The sequence below is a fragment of the Allochromatium palmeri genome (genome assembly GCF_009720725.1).
GTDB lineage: Bacteria > Pseudomonadota > Gammaproteobacteria > Chromatiales > Chromatiaceae > Thermochromatium > Thermochromatium palmeri.
This window is the reverse complement of the sequence record NZ_WNKT01000011.1, coordinates 42,345-66,947: the sequence shown is the minus strand read 5'-3', so window position 1 is coordinate 66,947 and position 24,603 is coordinate 42,345. Positions and strand designations below refer to the sequence as shown.

General features: G+C 61.9%; 20 protein-coding genes and 2 tRNA genes. 16 read left to right on the top strand and 6 right to left on the bottom strand.

Annotation, left to right across the window (positions count from 1 at the left end):
* Positions 1-136: 136 nt before the first annotated feature.
* From tig to GJ668_RS07395, 8 genes are all read left to right on the top strand, one after another.
* Positions 137-1,417, top strand: a complete 1,281-nt coding sequence (gene tig / locus GJ668_RS07430) for a trigger factor (protein ID WP_155449514.1) — start codon at positions 137-139, stop codon at positions 1,415-1,417.
* 136 nt (positions 1,418-1,553) lie between these two features.
* Positions 1,554-2,204, top strand: coding sequence for an ATP-dependent Clp endopeptidase proteolytic subunit ClpP (gene clpP, locus GJ668_RS07425; RefSeq protein ID WP_155449513.1), 651 nt, complete (start codon positions 1,554-1,556; stop codon positions 2,202-2,204).
* 200 nt (positions 2,205-2,404) lie between these two features.
* The gene (gene clpX, locus GJ668_RS07420; protein ID WP_155449512.1) at positions 2,405-3,676 is read left to right on the top strand and encodes an ATP-dependent Clp protease ATP-binding subunit ClpX; all 1,272 of its coding nucleotides are present in this window, start codon (positions 2,405-2,407) and stop codon (positions 3,674-3,676) included.
* 299 nt (positions 3,677-3,975) lie between these two features.
* On the top strand, positions 3,976-6,435 hold the full coding sequence (gene lon / locus GJ668_RS07415; RefSeq protein ID WP_155449511.1) for an endopeptidase La: 2,460 nt from the start codon (positions 3,976-3,978) through the stop codon (positions 6,433-6,435).
* A gap of 189 nt (positions 6,436-6,624) precedes the next feature.
* Positions 6,625-6,897, top strand: a complete 273-nt coding sequence (locus GJ668_RS07410) for an HU family DNA-binding protein (protein WP_155449510.1) — start codon at positions 6,625-6,627, stop codon at positions 6,895-6,897.
* A 15-nt stretch (positions 6,898-6,912) separates the two neighbouring features.
* Positions 6,913-6,988, top strand: a tRNA-Val gene (locus tag GJ668_RS07405).
* A gap of 6 nt (positions 6,989-6,994) precedes the next feature.
* A tRNA-Asp gene (locus GJ668_RS07400) sits at positions 6,995-7,071 on the top strand.
* A gap of 84 nt (positions 7,072-7,155) precedes the next feature.
* Positions 7,156-9,084, top strand: coding sequence for a SurA N-terminal domain-containing protein (locus tag GJ668_RS07395; RefSeq protein WP_155449509.1), 1,929 nt, complete (start codon positions 7,156-7,158; stop codon positions 9,082-9,084).
* A gap of 55 nt (positions 9,085-9,139) precedes the next feature.
* Here the strand turns inward: GJ668_RS07395 and GJ668_RS07390 are convergent, their stop codons facing one another.
* Positions 9,140-9,916 (bottom strand): enoyl-ACP reductase FabI, encoded by a 777-nt coding sequence (locus GJ668_RS07390; RefSeq protein ID WP_155449508.1) that lies wholly within the window; start codon positions 9,914-9,916, stop codon positions 9,140-9,142.
* Between the two features lie 121 nt (positions 9,917-10,037).
* Here GJ668_RS07390 and GJ668_RS07385 point away from each other — a divergent pair, with 121 nt between their 5' ends.
* Together GJ668_RS07385 and GJ668_RS07380 are read left to right on the top strand one after the other, a co-directional pair.
* Positions 10,038-12,206, top strand: a complete 2,169-nt coding sequence (locus GJ668_RS07385) for an ABC transporter substrate-binding protein (RefSeq protein WP_186342948.1) — start codon at positions 10,038-10,040, stop codon at positions 12,204-12,206.
* Positions 12,203-13,180 carry an ABC transporter permease subunit gene (locus GJ668_RS07380; protein ID WP_186342947.1) on the top strand — a complete coding sequence of 326 codons (978 nt, stop codon included), beginning with the start codon at positions 12,203-12,205 and terminating at the stop codon, positions 13,178-13,180. The genes GJ668_RS07385 and GJ668_RS07380 overlap by 4 nt, the downstream gene beginning before the upstream one ends.
* 50 nt (positions 13,181-13,230) lie before the next feature.
* On the opposite strand, the gene GJ668_RS07375 is transcribed toward GJ668_RS07380, so the two are convergent.
* Complete coding sequence (locus tag GJ668_RS07375; RefSeq protein WP_155449507.1) at positions 13,231-13,665, bottom strand: type II toxin-antitoxin system VapC family toxin; 435 nt, start codon at positions 13,663-13,665, stop codon at positions 13,231-13,233.
* Positions 13,665-13,898 (bottom strand): hypothetical protein, encoded by a 234-nt coding sequence (locus GJ668_RS07370; protein WP_155449506.1) that lies wholly within the window; start codon positions 13,896-13,898, stop codon positions 13,665-13,667. Before GJ668_RS07370 ends, GJ668_RS07375 begins: the two co-directional genes overlap by 1 nt.
* A gap of 211 nt (positions 13,899-14,109) precedes the next feature.
* On the opposite strand from GJ668_RS07370, the gene GJ668_RS20315 reads away from it, so the two are divergent.
* Positions 14,110-14,952: a CCDC90 family protein gene (locus tag GJ668_RS20315; protein ID WP_222930759.1), complete on the top strand. Its 843-nt coding sequence runs from the start codon at positions 14,110-14,112 to the stop codon at positions 14,950-14,952.
* A gap of 322 nt (positions 14,953-15,274) precedes the next feature.
* Here the strand turns inward: GJ668_RS20315 and GJ668_RS07360 are convergent, their stop codons facing one another.
* Complete coding sequence (locus GJ668_RS07360) at positions 15,275-15,568, bottom strand: BrnA antitoxin family protein (protein ID WP_155449505.1); 294 nt, start codon at positions 15,566-15,568, stop codon at positions 15,275-15,277.
* A complete protein-coding gene (locus tag GJ668_RS07355; RefSeq protein ID WP_155449504.1) occupies positions 15,546-15,827 on the bottom strand; it encodes a BrnT family toxin in 282 nt (93 codons plus the stop codon). The genes GJ668_RS07360 and GJ668_RS07355 overlap by 23 nt, the downstream gene beginning before the upstream one ends.
* 205 nt (positions 15,828-16,032) lie before the next feature.
* Between GJ668_RS07355 and GJ668_RS07350 the strand changes: the two genes are divergently transcribed.
* The 3 genes from GJ668_RS07350 (at position 16,033) to GJ668_RS07340 (ending at position 21,054) form a co-directional block, all read left to right on the top strand.
* Positions 16,033-17,445: an ABC transporter permease gene (locus tag GJ668_RS07350; protein WP_155449503.1), complete on the top strand. Its 1,413-nt coding sequence runs from the start codon at positions 16,033-16,035 to the stop codon at positions 17,443-17,445.
* 4 nt (positions 17,446-17,449) lie between these two features.
* Entirely contained in the window at positions 17,450-19,519 is a 2,070-nt protein-coding gene (locus GJ668_RS07345; RefSeq protein WP_155449502.1) for an ABC transporter ATP-binding protein, read from the top strand.
* 236 nt (positions 19,520-19,755) lie between these two features.
* Complete coding sequence (locus GJ668_RS07340; RefSeq protein ID WP_155449501.1) at positions 19,756-21,054, top strand: EAL domain-containing protein; 1,299 nt, start codon at positions 19,756-19,758, stop codon at positions 21,052-21,054.
* A 186-nt stretch (positions 21,055-21,240) separates the two neighbouring features.
* On the opposite strand, the gene GJ668_RS07335 is transcribed toward GJ668_RS07340, so the two are convergent.
* Positions 21,241-21,390: a hypothetical protein gene (locus GJ668_RS07335; protein ID WP_155449500.1), complete on the bottom strand. Its 150-nt coding sequence runs from the start codon at positions 21,388-21,390 to the stop codon at positions 21,241-21,243.
* A gap of 262 nt (positions 21,391-21,652) precedes the next feature.
* Between GJ668_RS07335 and GJ668_RS07330 the strand changes: the two genes are divergently transcribed.
* Together GJ668_RS07330 and GJ668_RS07325 are read left to right on the top strand one after the other, a co-directional pair.
* Positions 21,653-21,865, top strand: coding sequence for a cold-shock protein (locus GJ668_RS07330; RefSeq protein WP_155449499.1), 213 nt, complete (start codon positions 21,653-21,655; stop codon positions 21,863-21,865).
* 160 nt (positions 21,866-22,025) lie between these two features.
* Positions 22,026-24,593 (top strand): DNA translocase FtsK, encoded by a 2,568-nt coding sequence (locus GJ668_RS07325; RefSeq protein WP_155449498.1) that lies wholly within the window; start codon positions 22,026-22,028, stop codon positions 24,591-24,593.
* The last annotated feature ends 10 nt before the right edge of the window (positions 24,594-24,603 follow it).

Sequence of the window (24,603 nt, the reverse complement as noted above, 5' to 3'; positions counted from 1 at the left end):
GGCTCCTGGTCGGCTGTCAAGTGCGCGGTTCGTGCTATACTGAACGGCTTTTGAAGGCGTGGCCCCAGCGTGGCGGCGTCGAGATTTTTTATTGACAGGCGTGGCGCAAGAGCTTGGCGTCCGCAGGAGAGATTCAATGCAAGTGTCGGTTGAAGCGGGCGAGGGGCTTGAGCGGCGGATGCGGATCGACCTCCCCTTCGAGGAGGTCAGCGCCGAAGTCGAGCAGCGGTTACAGAAACTCGCGCGGCAGGCCAAGCTGCCGGGGTTTCGTCCCGGCAAGGTGCCGATGAAGGTACTGCGTCAGCGCTACAACGAGCAGCTCCACCAGGAAGTCTTTGCCGACATGGTGCAGAAGAGCCTCTTCGAAGCACTCAATCAGCAGTCGTTGCAGCCGGCCGGAATGCCGCATATCGAACCGGATCTCGACATCTCCGCCGGTCGCGTGGCCTATACGGCTGTCTTCGAGGTCATGCCTGAGATCGCGCTGGCCCCGGTGGCTGACAAGGTCATCAAGCGTCCCGTGAGCGAGCTGGCCGACAGCGACCTGGATGACATGATGCAGCGTCTGCGTAAGCAGCACCAGACCTGGGAGCCGGTCGAGCGCGCGGCGCAGTTAGGCGATCAGCTCAGCATCGACTTCGTCGGCACGGTCGACGGCGAAGCCTTCGAGGGCGGCACCCTCAACGACTTCAAGCTCGAATTGGGTTCAGGCCGTCTGATCCCCGGTTTCGAGGAGGGCCTGATCGGCGCGACGGTCGGCGAGACGCGCGTGCTTGATCTGACCTTCCCCGATCCCTATCAGGCCGAGCATCTGGCCGGTAAGCCAGTGCGCTTCGAGGTCACGCTGGAGTCGATCACTGAGCCCTGTTTGCCTGAAATCGATGCGGAGTTCGTCAAGAACTTCGGGGTCGAGGACGGCGATGTCGAGCGTTTCAAGGCCGACGTGCGCCGCAATATGGAGCGTGAATTGAAAGAGCGTCTCACCGCCCGCACTAAGGAGCGGGTGATGGACATGCTACATGAGGCCAATCCGGTCGAGCTGCCCAAGGCGCTGATCCAGAGCGAGATGCGCACCATGGCCGAGCAGATGCGTCAGGCACTGGGTGGTGGTCAGATGCAACTGCCACCTGAGATGTTCGAGTCGGGTGCAAAGCGTCGGGTGGCGCTGGGCTTGATCCTGGGTCAGGTCATTCGCGATAACGACATTAAGGCAGATCCGGCGCGCGTGCTCGAGACGGTCGAGCGTATGGCCGCCAGCTATGAGCACCCGCAGCAGGTCGTCGATTACTACTATGGCGATGCCGAGCGTCTGAGTTCAATCCAGGGGCTGGTTATGGAAGAGCAGGTGGTCGATCTGATGCTCGAACAGGCTCAGGTCGAGGACGAACCCATGACCTTCGCGCAGCTCACCGAGTAAAGCGCTGCGGAAACACCCGCTCGTCCAGCGGCGGCGACCAGCATCGGAATGATTCCGATGCATCAATCCATGGGCGCCGCCGCCATCGCGGCTCGACATTTCTCTCTTTTCAACGATCATTCGAAGATTCCAATCCATGAGCACACCCCTGAGTCGCACCGATTGGCAGCCCCAAGGTCTGGGGCTGGTCCCCATCGTGGTCGAGCAGACCGCACGCGGCGAACGCTCGTTCGACATCTATTCGCGTCTGCTCAAAGAGCGCGTCATCTTTCTTGTCGGTCCGGTCGAAGACCACATGGCGAATCTGGTGGTCGCTCAACTGCTGTTTCTGGAATCGGAGAATCCGGACAAGGACATCCATCTCTATATCAACTCGCCCGGCGGTTCGGTCACGGCCGGTCTGGCCATCTATGACACCATGCGTTTCATTCGTCCCGACGTGAGCACCATGTGCATCGGTCAGGCGGCGAGCATGGGCGCGCTGCTGCTGGCCGGCGGCGCGGCGGGCAAGCGCTTCTGTCTGCCGCATTCGCGCATGATGATCCATCAGCCGCTCGGCGGCTTTCAGGGTCAGGCGACCGATATCGAGATCCATGCGCGCGAAATCCTCTATATCCGCGAGCGACTCAATCAGATCCTGGCCGAGCATACCGGGCAGCCGATCGAGAAGATCGCCGAGGATACGGATCGCGACCGTTTCATGGATGGCGAGACGGCGCGTGAATACGGACTGATCGACAAGGTCATCACCGAACGCGGTCCCGTGACATCATCGCAAAAGACCTGACCCGATTCATCATCCAGCGGCGCCTCTCTCCGTCGCCGGGACACAGGAGGGGCGCGCAATTTCGTAGCGAATCTGTGACGTTGTCCAGGTTCCGTGCTCAAGTTTCTTGCCATATAGCTCCAAATGGTTATGATTGAACCCGCCTCATTCGGGAATGCAGGAGTCGCATCCCTTACAGCCCCCCCGGAGACTTACACCCGATGAGTGGAAACAGCCACAAGAGCGACGACGGTAAACTGCTCTATTGCTCCTTCTGCGGTAAGAGCCAGCACGAAGTGCGCAAGCTCATCGCGGGTCCATCGGTGTTCATCTGCGACGAATGTGTCGAACTCTGCAACGACATCATTCGTGAAGAGATGGAAGAGAACGCCGCTGAGACGACCAATCATCTGCCCAAGCCGCGTGAGATCAACGCTAAGCTCGACGAATTCGTGATCGGGCAGGAGAAGGCCAAGAAAGTCCTCTCGGTCGCGGTCTACAACCACTACAAGCGGCTCGAAGTCGCCGAAGCCAAGGAAGACATCGAGATCGCCAAGAGCAATATTCTGCTCATCGGTCCGACCGGCTCGGGCAAGACCCTGCTCGCCGAAACGCTGGCGCGTCTGCTCAACGTCCCCTTCACCATCGCCGATGCCACGACTCTGACTGAGGCCGGCTATGTGGGCGAGGACGTCGAGAACATCATCCAGAAGCTGCTGCAGAAGTGCGACTACGACGTCGAGAAGGCACAGACCGGTATCGTCTATATCGACGAAATCGACAAGATCTCGCGCAAGTCGGATAACCCCTCGATCACGCGCGATGTCTCGGGCGAGGGCGTGCAGCAGGCACTGCTCAAGCTCATCGAGGGCACTGTCGCCTCGGTGCCGCCGCAGGGCGGGCGCAAGCATCCGCAGCAGGAGTTCCTGCAGGTCGACACCTCGAACATTCTGTTCATTGTCGGCGGTGCTTTCGCCGGTCTCGACAAGGTGATCCAGAACCGTTCCAAGAAGACCGGTATCGGCTTTTCGGCTGAGGTCCAGAGCAAGGACGACAATCGTCAGATCAGCGAGCTGCTGAGCGCGGTCGAGCCGGAAGATCTGATCCGCTACGGGCTCATCCCCGAGTTCGTCGGACGTCTGCCGGTGCTGGCGACCCTGGAGGAGCTCGACGAGGCGGCGCTGATGCGCATCCTAACCGAGCCCAAGCATGCGCTGGTCAAGCAGTATGCGCGGCTGTTCGAGATGGAAGGCGTGCAGATCGAGATCCGCGACGACGCCCAGCGCGAGATCGCCCGCAAGGCGATGGAGCGCAAGACCGGCGCGCGTGGTCTGCGGACCATCATGGAGCAGGTGCTGCTCGATACCATGTACGATCTGCCCTCCATGGATCACGTCAGCAAGGTCGTGATTGATGCTTCGGTCATCGCCGGCGAGAACAAGCCCTTCCTGATCTACGACCGGATCGAGAAACAGGCCGTCGCGGCTGATTGATCTTTCCGTTCGACGCGGTTTCCGCCGCGCTGGCACCACACGAGGGTGCCAGACGCGGTGGATGCGTGGTTCAGACATCACGGCGATGCCACGTCCGCCGGATTGCGCAAGGCCGAACGCTACCCGGCCATCACCCTGCCAGACAATCGGACTTGGTCCGCAGGCGTTGAAGAGGCTGGTCTCGGCCCCGATCCTGTCAGCATACTCACCATTCCGACGTTCTCCGATCCGCGACCGCGTCCCGGTACCGCTCGCGAACCCCACCTGGTGGAACGTCGCTTCAACGAGAACAGGTTTCCATGGCTCAAAACATCCCAGCGTCCGGTCGCGAGCAATTCACCCAGCAGGAAGTCCCCGTGCTTCCGCTGCGGGACGTCGTCGTTTATCCACACATGGTCATCCCGCTGTTCGTCGGGCGCGACAAGTCGATCCGAGCCCTCGATGCGGCCATGGCCACCGACAAGCAGATCCTGCTGATCGCGCAAAAGAGCGCCGATGTCGACGATCCGCAGGTCAAGGATCTCTATGAAATCGGCACCCTGGCTAATATTCTTCAGTTGCTCAAGCTGCCCGACGGTACAGTCAAGGTGCTGGTCGAGGGCAGCCAGCGCGCCCAGATCGACCGCTTTCTGACCACCGAGGACGCCTTCTCGGCGCTCATCCGTCCCATGTCCGAGACGCTGGAGATGGACGAGCGCGAGCAGGACGTACTCATGCGCTCGGCCCTGACCCTGTTCGATCAGTACGTCAAGCTCAACAAAAAGGTACCGCCCGAGGTGCTGACCTCGCTGGCAAGCATCGACGATGCCGGCCGGCTCGCCGACACCATGGCCGCGCACATGGCGCTCAAGCTCGATGAGAAGCAGCGCGTGCTGGAGATGATCGGCATTGCGGCGCGGCTCGAACATCTGATGAGCCTGATGGAGGCCGAGAACGACATCCTGCAGATGGAAAAGCGCATCCGTGGGCGCGTGAAGCGTCAGATGGAGAAGAACCAGCGCGAGTACTATCTCAACGAGCAGATGAAAGCGATCCAGAAGGAACTGGGCGAACTGGAAGACGCGCCCAATGAGATCGAGGATCTGGCCAAGCGTATCGAAACGGCCGGAATGCCGCGCGAGGCGAAGAGCAAGGCGCTCGGTGAGCTGAACAAGCTCAAGCTGATGTCGCCGATGTCGGCTGAGGCGACCGTGGTGCGCAACTATATCGACACCCTGGTCAGCGTGCCCTGGAAGAAGCGCACCCGTATCCGCAACGACATCAAGGTTGCCGAGGCGGTGCTCGACAAGGACCACTATGGTCTGGAGAAGGTCAAGGAGCGCATCCTCGAATATCTGGCCGTGCAGCAGCGTGTGCGCAAGCTCAAGGGACCGATCCTGTGTCTGGTTGGGCCGCCCGGTGTCGGCAAGACCTCGCTCGGGCAGTCGATTGCGCTCGCGACCAACCGCAAGTTCGTGCGCATGTCGCTCGGCGGCGTGCGTGACGAGGCCGAGATCCGCGGCCATCGTCGCACCTACATCGGCGCGCTGCCGGGCAAGATCATCCAGAATCTGTCCAAGGCCGGCTCGCGCAACGCCTTCTTCCTGCTCGACGAAATCGACAAGATGGCCATGGACTTCCGTGGCGATCCGGCCTCGGCGCTGCTGGAAGTGCTCGACCCTGAGCAGAACCACACCTTCGCCGATCACTATCTGGAGGTGGACTTCGACCTGTCCGAGGTCATGTTCGTCGCCACGGCTAACACGCTCAACATCCCGCCGGCGCTGCTCGACCGCATGGAAGTCATCCGCCTCTCGGGCTATACCGAGGACGAGAAGACGGCTATCGCCGAGCGTTATCTGGTGCCCAAGCAGACGCGCAACAACGGTCTCAAGAGTTCCGAGCTGGCGATTCGCGAAAATACCCTGCGCGACATCATTCGTCACTACACCCGCGAGGCTGGCGTGCGCAACCTGGAGCGCGAGATCTCCAAGCTCTGCCGCAAGGTGGTCAAGGAGATCCTGCTCAAGAAGCGCGACACGCCCACGGTCATCACGCCCAAGTCGCTGGAGAAATATCTCGGTGTGCAGCGCTATCGCTATGGTCGCGCCGACGAGCACGACCAGATCGGTCAGGTCACGGGTCTAGCCTGGACCGAAGTTGGCGGCGAGCTGCTGCGCATCGAGTCGGCGCTGGTCCCCGGCAAGGGTAAGTTCACCTACACCGGTCAGCTCGGTGATGTGATGCAGGAGTCCATCCAGGCCGCCATGACGGTGGTGCGCTCACGCGCCGACGCGCTCGGCGTACCGGCGGACTTCCACAACCAGTTCGACATCCACATCCATGTCCCCGAGGGTGCCACGCCCAAGGACGGACCAAGCGCGGGCGTGGCCATGTGCACGGCTCTGGTCTCGGCCCTGACCAAGATTCCGGTGCGCTCCACGGTCGCCATGACCGGCGAGATCACGCTGCGCGGCGAGGTGCTGCCGATCGGCGGACTCAAGGAGAAGCTGCTCGCGGCCCATCGCGGCGGGATCGAAAGTGTCATCATCCCGCTGGAGAACGAGCGCGATCTGACCGAAATCCCGAAGAACATCAAGCAGCATCTCAAAATCCATCCGGTGCGCTGGATCGACGAAGTGCTTGATCTGGCCCTGATTCGGCATCCCGCCCCCATCGAAACCAAGGTTGATGGGGAGGAGCCGGTCGTGGAAGCGGATGAGGCGCGCGAAGGCGCCGCCGAGCCGGGACGCGAGCAGGGCGCGCGGCTCCATCACTGAGTCTGGGCGCAATTGATGGTTGCCTCCCGCGCCCTCTGCGCATTAGGATGCCTGCACGATCGAGGCGCCCCGGTCCGGGGCGCATGAGCCTTTCCAGGCGATCGAAAGGCTAGACCGTATCCGCTAGCCGGGCGCGGCTCGACGCTGACCATTCAGGCATAAAAAACTGGGGATTCAAAGGGGAATTCTATGAATAAATCGGAACTCATCGAAAAAATGGCCGATGCCGCCGACATCTCTAAGGCTGCGGCTGGACGCGCCCTGGATGCCTTCACCGATTCGATTGCTGTTGCACTCAAGGAAGGAGATACTGTATCATTGATCGGGTTCGGTACCTTTTCTTTGAAAGAGCGTGCGGCCCGTACCGGTCGCAACCCGCAGACGGGCGCTACCATCGAAATCAAGGCATCGAAAACGCCTTCATTCAAGGCTGGTAAAGCACTTAAAGATGCGGTACAATAATTGCTCGCTTCACAAGGGTGCTTAGCTCAGCTGGGAGAGCATCGCCCTTACAAGGCGAGGGTCGCAGGTTCGATCCCTGCAGCACCCACCAGAATTTGGAGCGGTAGTTCAGTTGGTTAGAATACCGGCCTGTCACGCCGGGGGTCGCGGGTTCGAGCCCCGTCCGCTCCGCCAACTTTGAGTAAACGGGGTATCCATCACAGTGGATACCCCGTTTTTTTTGGATCTTTTTTGGACCCTGGATCTCCGCGAATCGCCATGCTTCAGACCATCCGTGAACGTGCCCAAGGTTGGATCGCTTGGGCCATTATCCTCCTGATCAGTATTCCCTTTGCCCTTTGGGGCATTCAGTCCTATCTGGGCGTCGGCGGCGAGCCGATCGCCGCGACCGTCAATGGGGTCGAGATCCCAGCGCGTGAGCTGGATCGACGGGTCCAGGAGACGCGCTTCGAACTGCGCGAACGCCTGGGGGCGGCCTATGACCCGGCCGCTTTCGATGACCAGCGACTCAGGTCAGAGGCGCTCGAAACCCTGATCCAGGAAGCCCTGCTCATGGACATCGTTGGGCGTCTGGGTCTGCGCGTCGCGGATCAAGAGGTCCAGATGCAGATCCTCTCCGATCCGGCCTTCGTCAGCGAAGGGCGTTTCGACAAGGATACCTATGAACGTCTGTTGCGCTTCCAGGGTCTGACCCCGGCGATGTATGAGGCGCAATTGCGCCAGAAAATGAACGCGACTCAGTTGATCCGCGCCGTCTCCAGCAGCGAGCTGGCCACGCGCGCCGAGCTGGACGCCTACAAGCGGCTCATGGGCCAGAAACGCGAAATCAGCTATCTGCGCCTGCCGCTGGCCGAACATCGCACCGAGGAGCCAATCGACGAGGCGCGTATCACGGCCTATTACGACTCCAATCGCGCGCGCTTCCAGAGTCCTGAGCAGGTCAAGCTCGAATACCTGGTGCTCGACACTGACAGCCTGTCGTCCAAGGTCGAGGTGAGTGAGGACGACCTGCGCCAGCTCTATGAGTCCGACCAGGCGCGTTTCGTCCAGCCTGAGCGGCGCGAGGTGCGTCATCTGCTGCTCAAGGTCGACGCGGACGCCGATGAGGCCACCGCGCAGTCCGTGCTCGACGAGATCCAGTCTATCCGCGCGCGCATCCAGGCTGGCGAATCGTTCGAGGAACTGGCCAAGACCCTGTCACAGGATCCGGGGAGTGCCGCTAACGGCGGATCGCTCGGCATCATCGAGTCCGGCATTATGGTTCCGGCCTTCGATCAAGCCGCTTTCGCGCTTCCGGTCGGTGAGCTGAGCGAGCCGGTGCGCACGCCTTTTGGTTATCACTTGATCGACGTCGTCCAGATTCTGCCGTCTGAGGTCAAGCCGTTCGAGGACGTGCGCGAGCAGTTGCGCGCTGAACTCGCCAAGCAGCGTGCTGAGGGGCTGTTCTATGATCTCGCTGAGCGTCTGGCCAACATCAGCTATGAGTCGCGCGACAGTCTCGACCCGGCGGCCGAGGAACTTGGGCTGACCATCCAGCGCAGTGATTGGGTGGGTCGCGATGGCAGCGGTGAAGGGCTGCTCGCGCAGCCCAAGGTACTGGCCGCCGCGTTCAGTCTGGACGTCCTGGTCGAGCGCAACAACAGCGATCTGATCGAACCCGAGCGTGACAAGCTCCAGGCCGTGGTGTTGCGCGTGGCCGAACATCGCGAGGCATCTACCAAGCCGCTGGATGAGGTGCGTGAGGAGGTCATCAGCGCCATCCGCGACGAGCAGGCGCGTTCGGCGGCCAAGGCGGCGGCTGAAACCCTGGTCGATCAGTTGCGCGAAGGGGCGGATTGGTCGGCGGTTAGCGGGGATCTGCAACCCGAGTCGCCCGGTCTGGTCGATCGTCAGACCGCCGATGTGCCGGCTGGCGTGCTGGATGCGGCCTTCAAACTGCCGGTGCCGGCTGAGGGCGCGGTCAGCGTTGGAACCGCGATCCTGGACGATGGTGATGCGGTGGTGGTGCGTCTGACCAAGGTCGAAGACGGTCAGGTCGAAGCGGACACGAAGGATGGTTTCTCGGCTGAGTCCTTCATCCTCACGCAGATCATGGGGCGTCAGGCGTATACCAACATGCTCGATGACATGAAATCGCGTGCCAAGATCGAGCGCAAGGCGTCACGAGACAGCGAAGAGGCACTATAAGTGCCATGCAACATGGCTCCCACGCCGGAGCGTGGGAGCCAGCGAAAGGCGTCGATCAGCCTAGCCCGAGGATGTTGTAGCCGGTATCGACATAGAGGATGTCGCCGGTGATGCCCGAGGCCAGATCCGAGCACAGGAAGGCCGCTGCATTGCCGACTTCCTCAATGGTGACATTGCGCCGCAGCGGAGTGCGTTCCTCGACCTTCTTGAGCATGTCGCGGAAATCCGAGATGCCGGCGGCGGCCAGGGTGCGGATCGGGCCGGCGGAGACGCCGTTCACGCGCGTGCCATGCGGCCCGAGTGAGGCGGCCAGATAGCGGACATTGGCCTCCAGGCTGGCTTTGGCGATGCCCATGACGTTGTAGTTCGGCACCGCGCGCACCGCGCCCAGATAGGTCATGGTGACCAGCGCACCGTTGCGTCCTTCCATCATTCCACGTCCAGCCTTGGCCAGTGCGGCGAAGCTGTAGGAGCTGATTTCGTGCGCGGTGTTGAAGCCCTCGCGGGTGACAGCGTCGACATAGTCGCCTTCCAGTTGCTCGCGCGGCGCAAAGGCGATCGCGTGCACGATGCCATCCAGCCCGTCCCAACGCTCACCGAGCGCCTTGAACAGGGCTTCGATATCGGCATCCTGGGCCACGTCGAGCGGCAGCGCGATATCCGACCCGCACTTGTGCGCCATGTCCTCGACGCGCGACTTAAGCTTGTCGTTCTGATACGTCAGCGCGATCTCGGCGCCCTGACGATGCATGGCCTCCGCGCAGCCCCAGGCGATCGAGCGGTTGCTCGCCACGCCGGTGATCAGAATCTTTTTGCCTTCTAGGAAACCCATGGGTGTTTTGTCTCTGTTGTAGCTTCAGTGGACGGTTGAAAAATCGTCGTGCCCGTTGACACTCGGGGCCGTGATTGCAACAGTACCGAATCTTGTCATCCGGTGAAAGGGTAGGGCGACGGTGCGCGACTGGATCGAACGATCGTGGATTGCAATACTCGGGCTGCTGGCGCTCGCGCTGACTGGTTGTAATGAGTCGGCCTGGAACGATCCCTATCCGGCGGCGGACGCGGAGGCCAACATCTATTACAGCTCCTTTGCCGAGCGTCCCAAGCATCTGGATCCGGCGCGTTCCTACAGTTCAGATGAATACGCCTTCCTGGCGCAGATCTACGAGCCGCCGCTGCAATATCACTTTCTGCTCCGCCCCTATCGCCTGGTGCCGCTTTCGGCGGCTGAGGTGCCCGAGCCGCGCTATTTCGACGCCAAGGGTAATCCGCTTCCAGAGGATGCGCCTGTCGACGCCATCGACCACAGCGATTATCTGATTCGCATCCAGCCCGGCATCCGGTTTCAGCCGCATCCGGCCTTCGCGCGCACCGATGACGGACGCTATCGCTATCATGATCTGCGCCCGTCAGATCTCTCGGGTATCAATCGTCTGGCCGACTTCGAGGCGACCGGCACGCGCGAGCTGACCGCAGAGGATTTCGCCTATCAGATCAAGCGTCTGGCTGCGCCCTGGTCGCATTCGCCGATCGCCGGATTGATGCGTGAGCATATCCGGGGCTTCGGCGAGCTGGCCGACCAGCTCGCGGGTCTGGAGTCGGCCGATGAGCTGGAGCGGGTCGCCGCCCTGCGTCAGGCGAACCTCAGTGGCGTCGAGGTGCTGGACAGCCAGACGCTGCGCATCCGTCTCGAAGGCAAGTATCCGCAGTTCCAGTACTGGCTCGCCATGCCGTTCTTCGCGCCCATGCCTTGGGAAGCCGATGTGTTCTATGCCCAGCCGGGGCTGGCTGAGCGCAATATCACGCTCGACTGGTATCCGGTCGGCACCGGCCCCTATATGTTGAGCGAGAACGACCCCAACCGGCGCCTGGTGCTGGAACGCAATCCCAACTTCCACGGCGAGTCCTATCCAAGTGAAGGGATGCCCGAGGATCAGGACTCAGGCATCCTGGCCGATGCCGGTCAGCCCATTCCCTTCATCGATCGCGCCATCTACAGCCTGGAGAAAGAGGACATCCCGCGCTGGACCAAGTTTCTCCAGGGCTATTACGACAGCTCGGGGATCTCGTCGGATGCCTTCGATCAGGCGATCCAGATCGACGCCTCGGGTGAGCCGATGCTGACCGAGGTCATGCGTGAGCGCGGCATCTCGCTGCTGACCTCGGTCGAGCCGTCCATCTACTACATGGGCTTCAACATGCTCGACCCGGTGATCGGCGGTGACTCCGAACGCGCACGTCTGCTGCGCCGGGCGATCTCGATCGCGGTCGACTTCGAGGAATTCATTTCGATCTTCGCCAACGGGCGCGGTCTGGTGGCTCAGAGTCCGCTGCCGCCCGGAATCTTCGGTCATCGCGAGGGCGAGGCGGGCATCAATCCCTTCGTCTACGAATGGCGCAATGGGCGACCCGAGCGCCGGAGTCTGGACGAGGCGCGAGTGCTGATGGAGCAGGCCGGCTATCCGAACGGCGTCGATCGCGAGACCGGACGCACGCTCAGTCTCAACTACGAAGCGGTCGCCACTGGCCCTGACGATCGCGCGCGTCTGAACTGGATCCGCAAGCAGTTCGCCAAGCTCGGCATCGAGCTGGTCATCCGCTCGACCGACTACAACCGCTTCCAGGAGAAGATCCGCAACGGTACCGGGCAGGTGTTCATGTGGGGCTGGAACGCCGACTATCCCGATCCCGAGAACTTCCTGTTCCTGCTCTATGGCCCCAATGGCAAGGTCGAGCACCAGGGCGAGAACGCCGCGAACTATGCCAACCCCGAGTTCGACCGGCTGTTCGACGCGATGAAGTACATGGAGGACGGCCCCGAGCGTCAGGCGCTCATCGACCAGTTGGTCGAGATCGCCCGGCGTGACGCGCCCTGGCTCTGGGGCTTCCATCCCAAGTCGTTCAGCCTGCATCATCGCTGGCTGCTCAATGCGCATCCCAATCAGATGGCCAACAACACACTCAAATACCGGCGTCTCGATCCGGCGCAGCGCCAGGCCGCACGACGCGATTGGAATCCGCCCATTCTCTGGCCGCTGTGGGTCGTCGGCGGCGTGCTGGTGCTGCTGGTGCTGCCGGCCTGGTGGATGGTGCGCCGCCGCGAGAGGAGTACGGCTCTGTGACCGCCTATATCGTGCGACGACTGCTGTATGCCATCCCGATCCTGATCGGGGTCAATCTCCTGACCTTCATGCTGTTTTTCGTCGTCAACTCGCCGGACGACATGGCGCGGATGCATCTGGGACAGAAGCGCGTGACCGAGGAGTCGATCCAGAGCTGGAAGGCCGAGCGCGGCTATGACCGACCGCTGCTCTACAATGCCGAGGCCGGTGGTCTGGCGAGCCTGACCGATACCATTCTGTTTCAGAAGTCGGTCAAGCTGTTCGTCTTCCAGTTCGGTTCGTCGGACGCCGGACGCGACATCGGCTACGACATCTCGCAGCGCATGTGGCCGAGTCTGGCGATCGCGGTGCCGGTGCTGCTGATCGGGCTGGCGTTCAACATCAGCTATGCGCTGTTCATCGTCTTCTTCCGCGCTACCTATGTCGATATTGGGAGCGTGGTGCTGCTGGTGGCCATGATGTCGATCTCGGGGCTGTTCTACATCATCGGCGGGCAGTTCCTGATCGGCAAGCTCTGGCATCTGGTGCCGATCTCGGGCTACGACCAGGGGCTGAATGCCTGGAAGTTCCTGATCCTGCCGGTGATCGTCGGTGTCGTCGGCGGCATCGGCGCGGGGACGCGCTGGTATCGCACCCTGTTCCTAGAGGAAATCGGGCGCGACTATGTGCGTACCGCGCGCGCCAAGGGCCTGAGCGAGCGGGTGGTGCTGTTCCGGCATGTGCTGCGCAATGCGCTGATTCCGATCCTGACCGGCGTGGTGGTGGTGCTACCGCTGTTGTTCATGGGCAGTCTGATCACCGAGTCGTTCTTTGGCATTCCGGGACTCGGCAGCTATACCATCGATGCCATCAGCAATCAGGACTTCGCCATCGTGCGCGCCATGGTCTTTCTCGGTGCCGTGCTCTATATCATCGGCCTGATCCTGACCGACATCTCCTATACCTTGGTCGACCCGCGCGTCAGATTGGAGTAGGCGTAACCGAACGGTTCGGAGTCCACCCTTGACCGTCATCGGCTAGCCAGTCAGGATTGGCGCGCGAGCTTCAAATCACCCAGCCACAGAATCCGGCCAATCTCCTGCGCTTTTTTGAAATAGCGCTCGTCTGCGGTGATCAGGACGGCATCGCGGGTCTGCAAGGCCAGGGCGTGGTACAGGGTGTCGAACAGGTGATGATTCAGCCGGATGGCGAGATCGCACGCACAGGCATAGATCAGGCTATCCTCGACGATCTGCAGATCGAGCGCCAACAGGTCGCGCAGATCCGTTTCGGCAACCTCGGGCTTCTTGCGCGCCAGGACAGCGGCGACCTCGGCGATGAAATGCGGCGGCTGGATAAACGCAACATCCAGCTCCCGACTGGCCTGAAGCAGGGCGATGGCCTGTTCGAGATGATCCTCGTCCGGCGCCGACTGAAAGAACCACTTGATGGCGACGCTGGCATCGACGACATAGCGCATCAGGGGCGTCCATCCTCGCGGGCGGTCCGTAGCTCTTCGGCACTCAAGCAGGGTGCTTGCCGACGCCGCTCGAGAATGCGATCGATTGCCTCGGCGTGACGTTGACGACGCTGAGTGCGCTCGATGGCCTCCTGCATCAACTCAGCGATGATGGCGCTTTTGTTCTGGTCCTTGAAGGTGGCGTTGAACGCCAGCTTGAGACTGTCGGGGACGCTGAAGTTGACGGTGGCCATGGCGAAATGCTCCGGTTGCATTGTTGATATTTTCAACAATAGTCTAACGCGATGCGCCGGACAAAGCAGTACGGCTACGGTGCTCACCGCTCCAGCTCCGCGCCGGGCGCTATACTGCGACGGCGGCTGGGATCGCTCCCGAATCGCCACGCCTCGCAGACCGTGGCTTGCCGCGCCCAGTCCGAGTCTGCGGTGACGGCGGAGATGCGTTGTGACACCGGATGCGTTCATAGCGAAATGGAAGGGCAACCCGCTGACCGAGCGTCAGGGAGCACAGCCCTATTTCGAGGATCTGTGCGATCTGCTCGGCGTCGACAAGCCGCGCGATTCCGAGAACTACTGCTTCGAGCACGGGGCGAAGAAGGCCGGCGGCGGTCAGGGCTGGGCGGATGTCTGGAAGCGCGGATACTTCGGCTGGGAGAACAAGAAGCCGGGGCTGGATCTGGACAACGCCTACAAGCAGTTGACCGACTACGCCGGTCATCTCGACAACCCGCCGCTGTTGGTGTTGTGCGACCGCGAGCGGATCATCATTCATACCCGACCGGATCATCGCCAAGCCGGAGCATGCTGCGGATCTCAAAAAACGCACCCTCACCAACCTCTACAACAATCCTCCCGCCTGGCTCACCAACGCCCACCGCGCTCTCGATGCCGCCGTCGCCCGCGCCTACGGCTGGGAGGACTACACGCCCGACCTTCCCGACGACACGATCTTGCAGCGCCTGCTGGCGCTCAACCTGCAACGCGCGTCCCCATAGTCCATCACCGAACGCCTGAGCGCACCGGCCGCACGGACGCAGCCCCGATCCCGAGAACCACTATGAGCACCATCACATTCGACACGCACAAATTCATCCGCACGCTGAAAGACGCCGGCATTCCTGAAAGTCAGGCGGAGGCCATCTCCGAAGCCTTCCGAGCAGCGCATATGGAAGCGGAAGTTGCCACGAAGACCGATCTGCGCGAACTCGAATACCGCCTGATCATCAAGCTCGGGGCGATGATGATGGCTGGGATCGCGACTGTCGCCGCGCTGGTGAAACTCCTTTGAAGAAGCGTCGCATCGCTGTTCCGTAGCCATCAGCGCTACGGGTGGCACCACGCGAGACGGCGTCAGGTGTTGAACTGGCTCCGATACTCCTGAAGATCGAGCAGGTTGTCCTGTTCCCAGGAGCCTTCCGCCTGGCAGCGGCGCATCGGCGGCGTGCATGGCCTGGATCTGCTCAGGGGTCAGTTCGGTGATGTGCGCGCCCAGGTAACGGCGTTCACTGTTGATCAGCGGCGCTTCGCCATCACCGGGGACTTGACAGGTAGACGTTTTCCAACCCGTATTGATAGCTCGCCAAAACTTGCGCGTAGGTCGTCATCGGCGTTCAAGGTGTCCTCAACTCGGCGCGGATCGTTTCCCGGACCACATCCGCTAGTACTTGGCCTTGGGCGACTTGGCGCAGAGCCTCATTCATCAAGGTCTGGTAGTTGCCGCCTGTCATCTCCGCGCGGGCTTTGAATATGGCCAGAATGTCGTTGTCGACGCGGATCGTGATCCGCGACTTGCCGCCGTGCGCGGCCTGAAGTTGCGCTAGGGCCGGGACATCGGAGACGGATTTCGCGTTCTCGAAGTCCAGATCCGCGTAACGGTTATACTCAGGGTCTGAATTGGCGTTCATAGCACCGACGTTGAGGTTGATTGGCTTTCCAGGATGAAATCAGACGGATGCGCTCACCGCGCAGTGTCCACATCACAATCAAGATCCGTCCCCGCGCGCCCATCTCCAGCGTCACGAAGCGCGGTTCGCCTTCGGCGTGCGGATCGTCGCGCGTCAGGGCATAAGGGTCGAGCAACGCGGCCTGCGCCTCGGCAAAGGTTACGCCGTCGTGGTTGAGCGGGTTCGCCGCCGCTTTCTCGGGGTCGAATTCGATCTCCATGCGCCGATAGTATGCACAAACGCATGTACTCACAAGTGCGCTTGACGCCCGCCGTCGCCGCCACCGCTGCCGTCATTTATACTGGAGACGCCACAGTGCTTGAGCAGGCGGATTCCGATCACGAATGAATCCCCTGCGGGCCTTGCGAAAGGCACTCGCTGGGCGGCACTATGCCAGACAATGTCTTCGCCGGATAAAAGTCTCCATGCCGTTGATCCCCGTCGTCCTCTGGACCGATGCCCTGGTCTTTCTGCTGCTGGCCGTAACGGCACTGTTCGCCGTCTGGGCGGCACGTCATGAGCATCTGCGCGCACCCTGGCGTCGGGTGGTGCGCTCGCGCATCGGGGTCGCGACCCTGGTAGTGCTCTCGGCCTATGCCGTGGTCGGCCTGCTGGATACCCTGCACTTCAAGCTCAAACTCGACCAAACGGACGAGTCGGGCGAGGTGCGTTATGCGCCCGAGGTGCTGAGTCTGCTCGATCTGGCGCTGAGCGGACTGCGCGAGCGGCAGGAGAAGACCTATTCGGCCCCCTTCGCCACCCATCTCCAGGCCAAGGAAGCGCTCGATCAACCCGACGGTACGGTGATCCGCGACTATCCGCGCCTGCAACATGGTGGCGCCCATCTGGCCGATCCCGAGCACGACCGTGCCTGGGACATTGCCTGGCGTTCGCTGATCGGACTGATCGAGGGCTTGATCCTTTGGGCACTGTTCACCGCCGGTCTCATCGGGTGGCTGGCGCGTCGTCACAAGCAGCCCTTCAGCGCGGTTCGCGACCGTATCCTCCGGGGTCAGACCCAGATTCCCTGGCGTACCGCGCTCGGCACTCTGGCGCTAGTGTTGATTCTGACCTGCGTCGTCGGCACGCTGGCGCTCAAGTACCATGTGCTCGGCACCGACAAGGTCGGCGAGGATGTGCTCTATCAGGCGCTGAAAAGCATCCGCACCGGACTCCTGATCGGTACCCTGACCACGCTCATCATGCTCCCGGCCGCCATCCTGCTCGGCATCATGGCCGGCTATTTCCGCGGCTGGGTCGACGATGTCATCCAGTATCTCTACACCACGCTCAACTCGATTCCAGGCGTGCTCCTGATCGCGGCCACCATCCTCATGCTCCAGGTCTACATGAGCAACCACGCCGATGAGTTCGCCAGTCTGGTCGAGCGCGCCGATCTGCGCCTGCTGTTTCTCTGCTTGATCCTGGGCGTGACCAGTTGGACCGGACTCTGCCGTCTGCTGCGCGGCGAGGCGCTCAAGCTGCGCGAGATCGACTATGTCCAGGCTGCGCAGGCGCTCGGCGTGGGTCACTTCACCGTCATCGCCCGCCACATCCTGCCCAATGTCATGCACATCGTGCTCATCACCCTGGTGCTCGACTTCAGCGGACTGGTGCTAGCCGAGGCGGTGCTGTCCTATGTCAACATCGGCGTCGATCCGACCATGAATTCCTGGGGCAACATGATCAACAGTGCGCGACTGGAACTGGCGCGCGATCCGATCGTCTGGTGGTCGCTGGCGGCGGCGTTTCTGTTTATGTTTACCCTGGTGCTGGCGGCGAATCTGTTCGCCGATGTGGTCCGGGATGCTTTCGATCCGCGCTTGAGAGGGGTTTGAGCCGATGACCAAGCCGCTCTTGCAAATCACGGGACTGACGACCGAACTGGGTGATCCGGCCCAACCCGCGCGCGTGGTCGATGGCCTGACGCTCGACATCCGTAGCGGCGAAACCTTCGCCCTGCTCGGCGAGTCGGGCTGCGGCAAGTCGATGACCGCCCTGTCGCTGATGCGTCTGCTGCCGCCGTCCGGGCGGATCACCGCCGGTTCGGTGCAGCTCGGCGGAACCGAACTCCTGAGTCTGACCGAAGCCGAGATGCGTCAGGTGCGCGGCGGCCAGATGGCGATGATCTTCCAGGAGCCGCAGACCTCGCTCAATCCGGTGCTGACCGTCGGCACCCAGATCGGCGAGGCGGTGCGGCTGCATCAGGGCGACGCGCGCCAACGGCTCGGGGCCGAACGCGCCCTCGAACTGCTGCGTGCCGTCGGCATCCCCGACCCCGAGCAGCGGCTGAACGAGTATCCGCACCAGCTCTCGGGCGGCATGAAGCAGCGCGTCATGATCGCCATGGCCCTGGCCGGCAATCCGCGGCTCCTGATCGCCGACGAGCCGACCACAGCGCTCGATGTCACCATCCAGGCCCAGGTGCTGCGCTTGCTGAAGGCGGTGCAGTCCGAGAACGGGCTGGCGGTGCTGCTGATCACACATGACCTGGGCGTGGTCGCTGAGACCGCCGAACGGCTGGCCGTGATGTACGCCGGTCAGATCGTCGAGACCGCGCCCGTGGCCGAGTTCTTCGTCCAGCCGCTGCACCCTTACAGTCGTCATCTGCTGGAAAGTCTACCGGAGGCCAGCAAGCGCCACGGGCGTTTGGCCGTGATTGCCGGGCGCGTGCCGTCCCTGGATCAGGTCTTTCAGGGCTGCCGCTTCGTCGATCGCTGTCCGGCAGCTATCGCGCGTTGTCGTCTGGAGGTTCCGGAATGGCGGATGCTCGATGAGGGGAGGGGGGTACGCTGTCATCTCGCTGAGTCGGTTGGTGTTGAAGTGCCGGATCGACCCGCAGTGCCAGTCGTCATTGCGGCGGCCCATGTCGCCAGCGACGAGAGCGCAAGCGAAACCGCGCAAGTGCCGCTTCTGACCATGCGCGGTCTCCAGGTCCATTTTCCCATCCATCAGGGCGTGCTGCGCCGCGTCGTTGGCTATGTCCGCGCGGTCGACGGCATCTCGCTCGATCTCTATGCCGGACGCACGCTGGCTCTGGTCGGCGAGTCCGGCTGCGGTAAAACCACGGCGGGTAAGGGTCTGCTGCAACTCGTGCCCCCGACCGGCGGCTCGGTGCGCTATCGCGGCCAGGAACTCATCGGTCTGAGTCATCGGCGCCTGCGCCCATTCCGCAAGGACTTGCAGATCGTCTTCCAGGATCCCTTCGCTTCGATGAACCCGCGCATGCTGGTCGGCGACATCATCGGCGAGGGACTCCAGGCATTGAAAATCGCACCCAAGCGGGCCGAGCGAATGCGCCGGGTGGCCGAGCTGCTGGAGCTGGTCGGCCTGGATCCCGAATCGGCCAGCCGCTATCCGCACGAGTTCTCGGGCGGACAGCGCCAGCGTCTCTGTATCGCCCGCGCTCTGGCCGTCGAACCCCGGATCATCATCTGTGATGAACCGACCAGTGCGCTCGACGTCTCGGTCCAGGCCCAGATCCTCAATCTACTCAAAGATCTCCAGGAGCGGCTCGGGTTAGCCTATCTCTTCATCACCCACGATCTTTCGGTCGTGTCCTATCTGGCGCACGAGGTCGCGGTGATGTATCTGGGGCGGGTGGTCGAGCACGGCCAGGTCGACGAAATCCTCGACGATCCGCGGCATCCCTACACGCGCGCGCTGCTGTCAGCCGTGCCCGTGGTCGATCCCGAGCGTCGTCGCCGGATCATCCAGCTTGAGGGTGATATGCCCTCGCCGCGCCATCCGCCCTCGGGCTGTCACTTCCATCCGCGTTGTCCTGAGGCGATCGAGGTCTGCCGGCATCACTATCCGGTCGAGACCCGACTGGGTTCCACGCGGCGAGTGTGCTGTCATTGTGTCGATGTTGGAGCCTCAGCGCGGACGGCTGATAGCAAAGATCGCGCGTAATCGTCGTCGCTCAGCGGCGACCGGTGCATAAAAAGAACGTCTGAATGCTGAGCAGCCGACGTGGTTTCTGAGTGCGCGAGAGACGTCCGACGCTGTTTTTTCGGCTTGCGCTTTCGTCTCGGTCGACGTATGTTTCGGAGCATGTGCGTGGCGTCCGTTGCCAAGTTCCATGCGCCGGGAGGCGTGCGGGTCGTCGGGCGTCGTTTCGTAGGCTCCAGGATCAAGGCCGGCGCGGGATGAAAAAAGTCAAAAAGATACTCTGCATCCATCCGGAGCCAGTTGAGCTGCGCGTCAGCGCACTCTTGAATCGTAAGGGACTCGTCGTCGACCTGACCGAGGCCGACACGCCCATGTCGCTCGAATCCGCGCTTCAAAATCCCGCGTGGTGGGATCTCATCCTCTGTGATGAGCAGGCGTTCACGACCCTCGATCTTGCCGCGCGGCTTGCCGGACACGCCGACCGACTCGATGCCTCGCTGATCCTGTTCAAGTCCCCCGAAAGTTCCCTGACTCCAGCCAAGGGATTCGCGCTCGGCGCGGCGGACGTGCTGATCCGGGGCGATATCGATCATCTCCTCATGGTCTGCGAGCGCGAACTCCGGGCGTGTCAGGCCCGCAAGCAATTACGTGGCTTGCGTCACTCCGCCCTGCCACCGGACGCCAATGACCGGCGCCCAGTCGTTCTGGCGACCATCAGCGATCTGTCCAGTTATCTCCATCGCGATGCGTCTCATGATGAACACGATGAGTCGCTCGACGCGGCCCGCGTCAGATCACTGATCAAGGATGGCGGTCTGGTGCTCGAATACCAGCCGATCGTCTCCTTCAGGGCCGATCAGAAACATCGCAATATGTTCGAGACGCTGGTGCGACTCAGGGACGAGCAGGGGCGCATTCTCCTGCCGGGCGCCTTTCTGCCGCTCGTCGCCGAGGCCGGATGGATGGGCCGGATCGATCATTGGATCGTGCTGCGATCATTGGTTTTATTGCAGCGTATGCAAAGCGGTGGCGCACGCGACACGACCCTGTTTTTGAATCTGGCTAACCAGACGCTCCTGTCGGGCGACATCCTGGAGGCGATCGGCACCGCTGTCGCCCAGGCCGATCTAGCGCCTGGCTCGATCATATTCGAAGTATGCCGCTCGGTGTTCGACGAAGCGCCGGATGGCCTGGAGCGCTTGCTCGGTCTGCTGGCCGAGAAACGTCATGGGTTGCTGGTCGAGGATCTCAGGCTTGATGACGTCGCCTTCATCGAGACCCATGGCGCTATTCTCACGCACGTCAAACTGTCGCGCGAGATCATGCATGGCCTTGTCGATGGCGCCGCCTCGCAGACGGCCCTGGAGAGGTTCGTGCGTGCCGCGCATAAGCAGAATGTTCGTGTCATCGCGCTCGCTGTCGATGGCGACGAACTTATGCCCATGCTCCATGCGGCCGGAATCGATGCCATTCAAGGCAACTTCATGAGCGTGCCCCATCAAGGACTCATGTATCCGGGTATCACAATCGTTGAGTCGAATCATCGGTCTTTCTGATGCGAATCAGAGATCGATCTTTGCGCGTACGAATTCTAGGGTATAATCGCGCCCCAACACGAATAAGCAATGAACGCGTCGAAGTGCGAACACTGGATCAACTGACAGCGTCTGAGTCGTCGACCGGATTTCGAATTCAATGAAATACTCATCCTCGACTCGTTAATACCCGATTTCATGACCCCGTTATGACCGCTTGATCCCCGCATCGACCGCCATGAATGGCTTCCCCCGCTTGATTTGCATCACTTCACCGATATCCGTGTCACCGCATCGTTCTGACGGCCCGTCGAGCTTGGCGCCGGGCCAGTCCTCGAAGATGTCGGGTGTGAGCATGGCCGCGCTGGAGTGTCGCGTTCTCAGGCATGAATCCCGGTTTGCGGCTCGATTCGCCGGAGTCGACGCAGGTGTCACATAATATCGAGCGATATCCTGTTGGTGAACGATCGAGAGTACAGCATGAACATCCGGATGATGTGCGAGCATCGTCCGATGAAAGATTCCGCTCCAACGCGAGTGGTCGTGACACCGTCTTCAAGGTGAAGACGGGTCATTCAATACCAACCATGGTTGGTGCGTTTTTATCGATGAGGTTGTTATGGCAGGCGAACTGATTTCTGGAACGGTCAAGTGGTTCAATGACGAAAAGGGCTATGGTTTCATCGAGCGCGAAGGCGGCAAGGATGTCTTCGTGCATTACAGCGCGATCAATGGCGGCGGTCGCAAGACCCTGGCCGAGGGTCAGCAGGTGACCATGGAAGTCACCCAGGGCCCCAAGGGCCCACAGGCCGAGAACGTGACGCCGAACTAACACGTCACCCGGACTGAGAGACCACTCGCCGAGCCGTCGTCTCACCAGGGACGGCTCGGCGACCGGCCGCCTTTCGCTGGATTCGCGCCCCCGATTTCTGGGAAATCGCGCGAAAAATCTCCCGTAACGCTATAATGCGCTGGAACATTTGGAGAAGCGCATGGGACAAGCAACACGCTACGGGCAATTGACGTTCACCGATCAGGTCGAGCGCGCGCTGCGCGAGGGGAGTCTATGGATTCTCATGTGCGCCTCACTCTACCTGGCACTGTCACTGATCAGTTATTCGCCTCACGACCCCGGTTGGTCCTACATCGGCAATGACATGCAGGTGACCAACGCCGGTGGGCGTACAGGTGCCTGGTTCGCCGACGCAGCACTCTATCTCTTTGGCTACTTCGCCTATCTGCTGCCCTTCATGATCGCCTGGAGTGCCTGGCTGCTCTTTCGTGGTCGTGGCGAGGACACCGAGACCAAAACCTGGTTGCTCTCACTGCGCTGGATCGGGTTCCTGGTCACCATGGCCGCCGGCTGCGGGTTCGCCTCGGTCAATCTGGCGGTGCAGGGCGACTATCTACCCAATGGCGCCGGCGGTGGGATCGGCCTGCTGGTCAGCGGGCGAATGCTCGAAGCCTTCGGCGCCATGGGCGCCAACCTGTTGCTGCTCGGGGCGCTCTTCGTCAGCTTGACGCTCTTCTTCGGCATCTCCTGGCTCAAGTTGATCGACCTGACCGGGGCGGTCGTGCTTCATGGCGCTGAACTCGGCTGGCAGCGCCTGAGCCAGTTGCGACCCGGTCGTATCTTGCATCACTCATCCGGGTCACCCTTGACGGGCACGCGCCAGCCCCCCCGTGATCTGCCGCAGGCACTCAGTCTGATCGACCCGGACGCTGCGCTGTCGATGCTGGACGAGGCACCACGTCGCGTGCGGACGCGACGTCCACCAAAACACCTGCCGCCCGAGGTTCAGGCGCTGTTGACTGATCCGGCGGCCGAGGACTCCGATGATCTGCCGGCTGCCAGACCCAGGGCGGAAGATCGCCGCCCGCCTGAAACGCGCCGCGAACATCCAGCCGTTCAGCGTGAAATCAGTAAGGCCGCGCCGCTACCGATGCCGGTCGAACCCGAGCCGCCGGTCAGGCGTGCTCCCGAGGAGAAGCGCGGCTTTTTTCAGAAGCTGGCGCGTGTCAGTGGCGCCTCCAGCGTGTCCAGCGACGGCGTCAAGCCGCGTCCACCGTTGAATCTACTCGATGCCCCACGCAAAAGCGGCTTCGGCTATTCCGAAGAGCAGATCGAGGAACTCTCGCGTCAGGTCGAGGCCAATCTGGCGCATTTCGGGGTCGATGTGCAGGTGGTCGCCGTCTATCCCGGCCCGGTAGTCACCTTGTTCGAACTGCAACTGGCACCCGGCATCAAGGCGAGCAAGATCACGGGGCTGGCGCGCGATCTGGCGCGAGCGCTGACAGTCGTCAGTGTGCGCGTGGTCGAGATCATTCCCGGCAAATCGGTCATCGGCATCGAGATCCCCAACCGAGAGCGCGAGACGGTGTTCCTGCGCGAGATCTTCGACTCGCCCTCTTATCAGGACGCCAGCTCGCCGCTCACCATCGGTCTGGGCACCAACATCTCCGGTCTGCCGGTGGTCGCGGATCTGGCGCGCATGCCACACGCGCTGATCGCCGGCACCACAGGCTCGGGCAAGTCAGTGGCGATCAACGCCATGATCCTGAGCCTGCTCTACAAGTCCGGACCCGAAGACGTGCGGCTGATCATGGTCGACCCCAAGATGCTCGAACTCTCAGTCTACGAGGGCATCCCGCATCTGCTGACGCCGGTCGTCACCGATATGAAGGAAGCGGCCAATGCGCTGCGCTGGTGTGTCGGCGAGATGGAGCGGCGTTATCGGCTCATGGCCAAGCTCGGGGTGCGCAACATCGGCGGCTACAACCGTCAGGTCGCCGAGGCCGAGGCGGCCGGTACGCCGATCCCGGACCCGACCATCAAGCCCGAGGATCTGCTGGCCTATGGTGGCGAGGTGCCGAATCTTCAGCATCTGCCCTATATCGTCGTCATCATCGACGAGCTGGCCGACATGATGATGGTGGTCGGCAAGAAGGTCGAGGAGCTCATCGCCCGTCTGGCGCAGAAAGCGCGCGCCTCCGGTATCCATCTGCTGCTTGCGACCCAGCGGCCCTCGGTCGACGTGCTCACCGGACTCATCAAGGCCAACATCCCGACGCGCGTCGCGTTCCAGGTCTCCTCGCGCATCGACTCGCGCACCATCCTCGATCAGATGGGTGCCGAGCAGTTGCTTGGTCACGGTGACATGCTCTATCTGCCGCCCGGCGGCAATATTCCGCATCGCGTGCATGGTGCCTTCGTCGATGACCACGAGGTCCATCGCGTGGTCGAGTTCCTCAAGGAGCAGTACGGCGAACCGAGCTATATCCACGATGTGTTGCGTGAGCCGACCGAGCTGCTGCCCGGTATCGATCCTGAACCGCGCGGCGGCGACACCGAAGACAATGATCCATTGTTCGACGAGGCTGTGCAGTTCGTGGTCGACAGCCGTCGTGCTTCGATCTCGGGCGTGCAGCGCAAACTCAAGATTGGCTACAACCGCGCCGCGCGCATGGTCGAGGAGATGGAGCGCATCGGCATCGTCGGTCCGGCTGAGACCAATGGTAATCGCGAAGTCCTTGCGCCGCCGCCGCTGAACGACGACTGAGCGGGAGCCG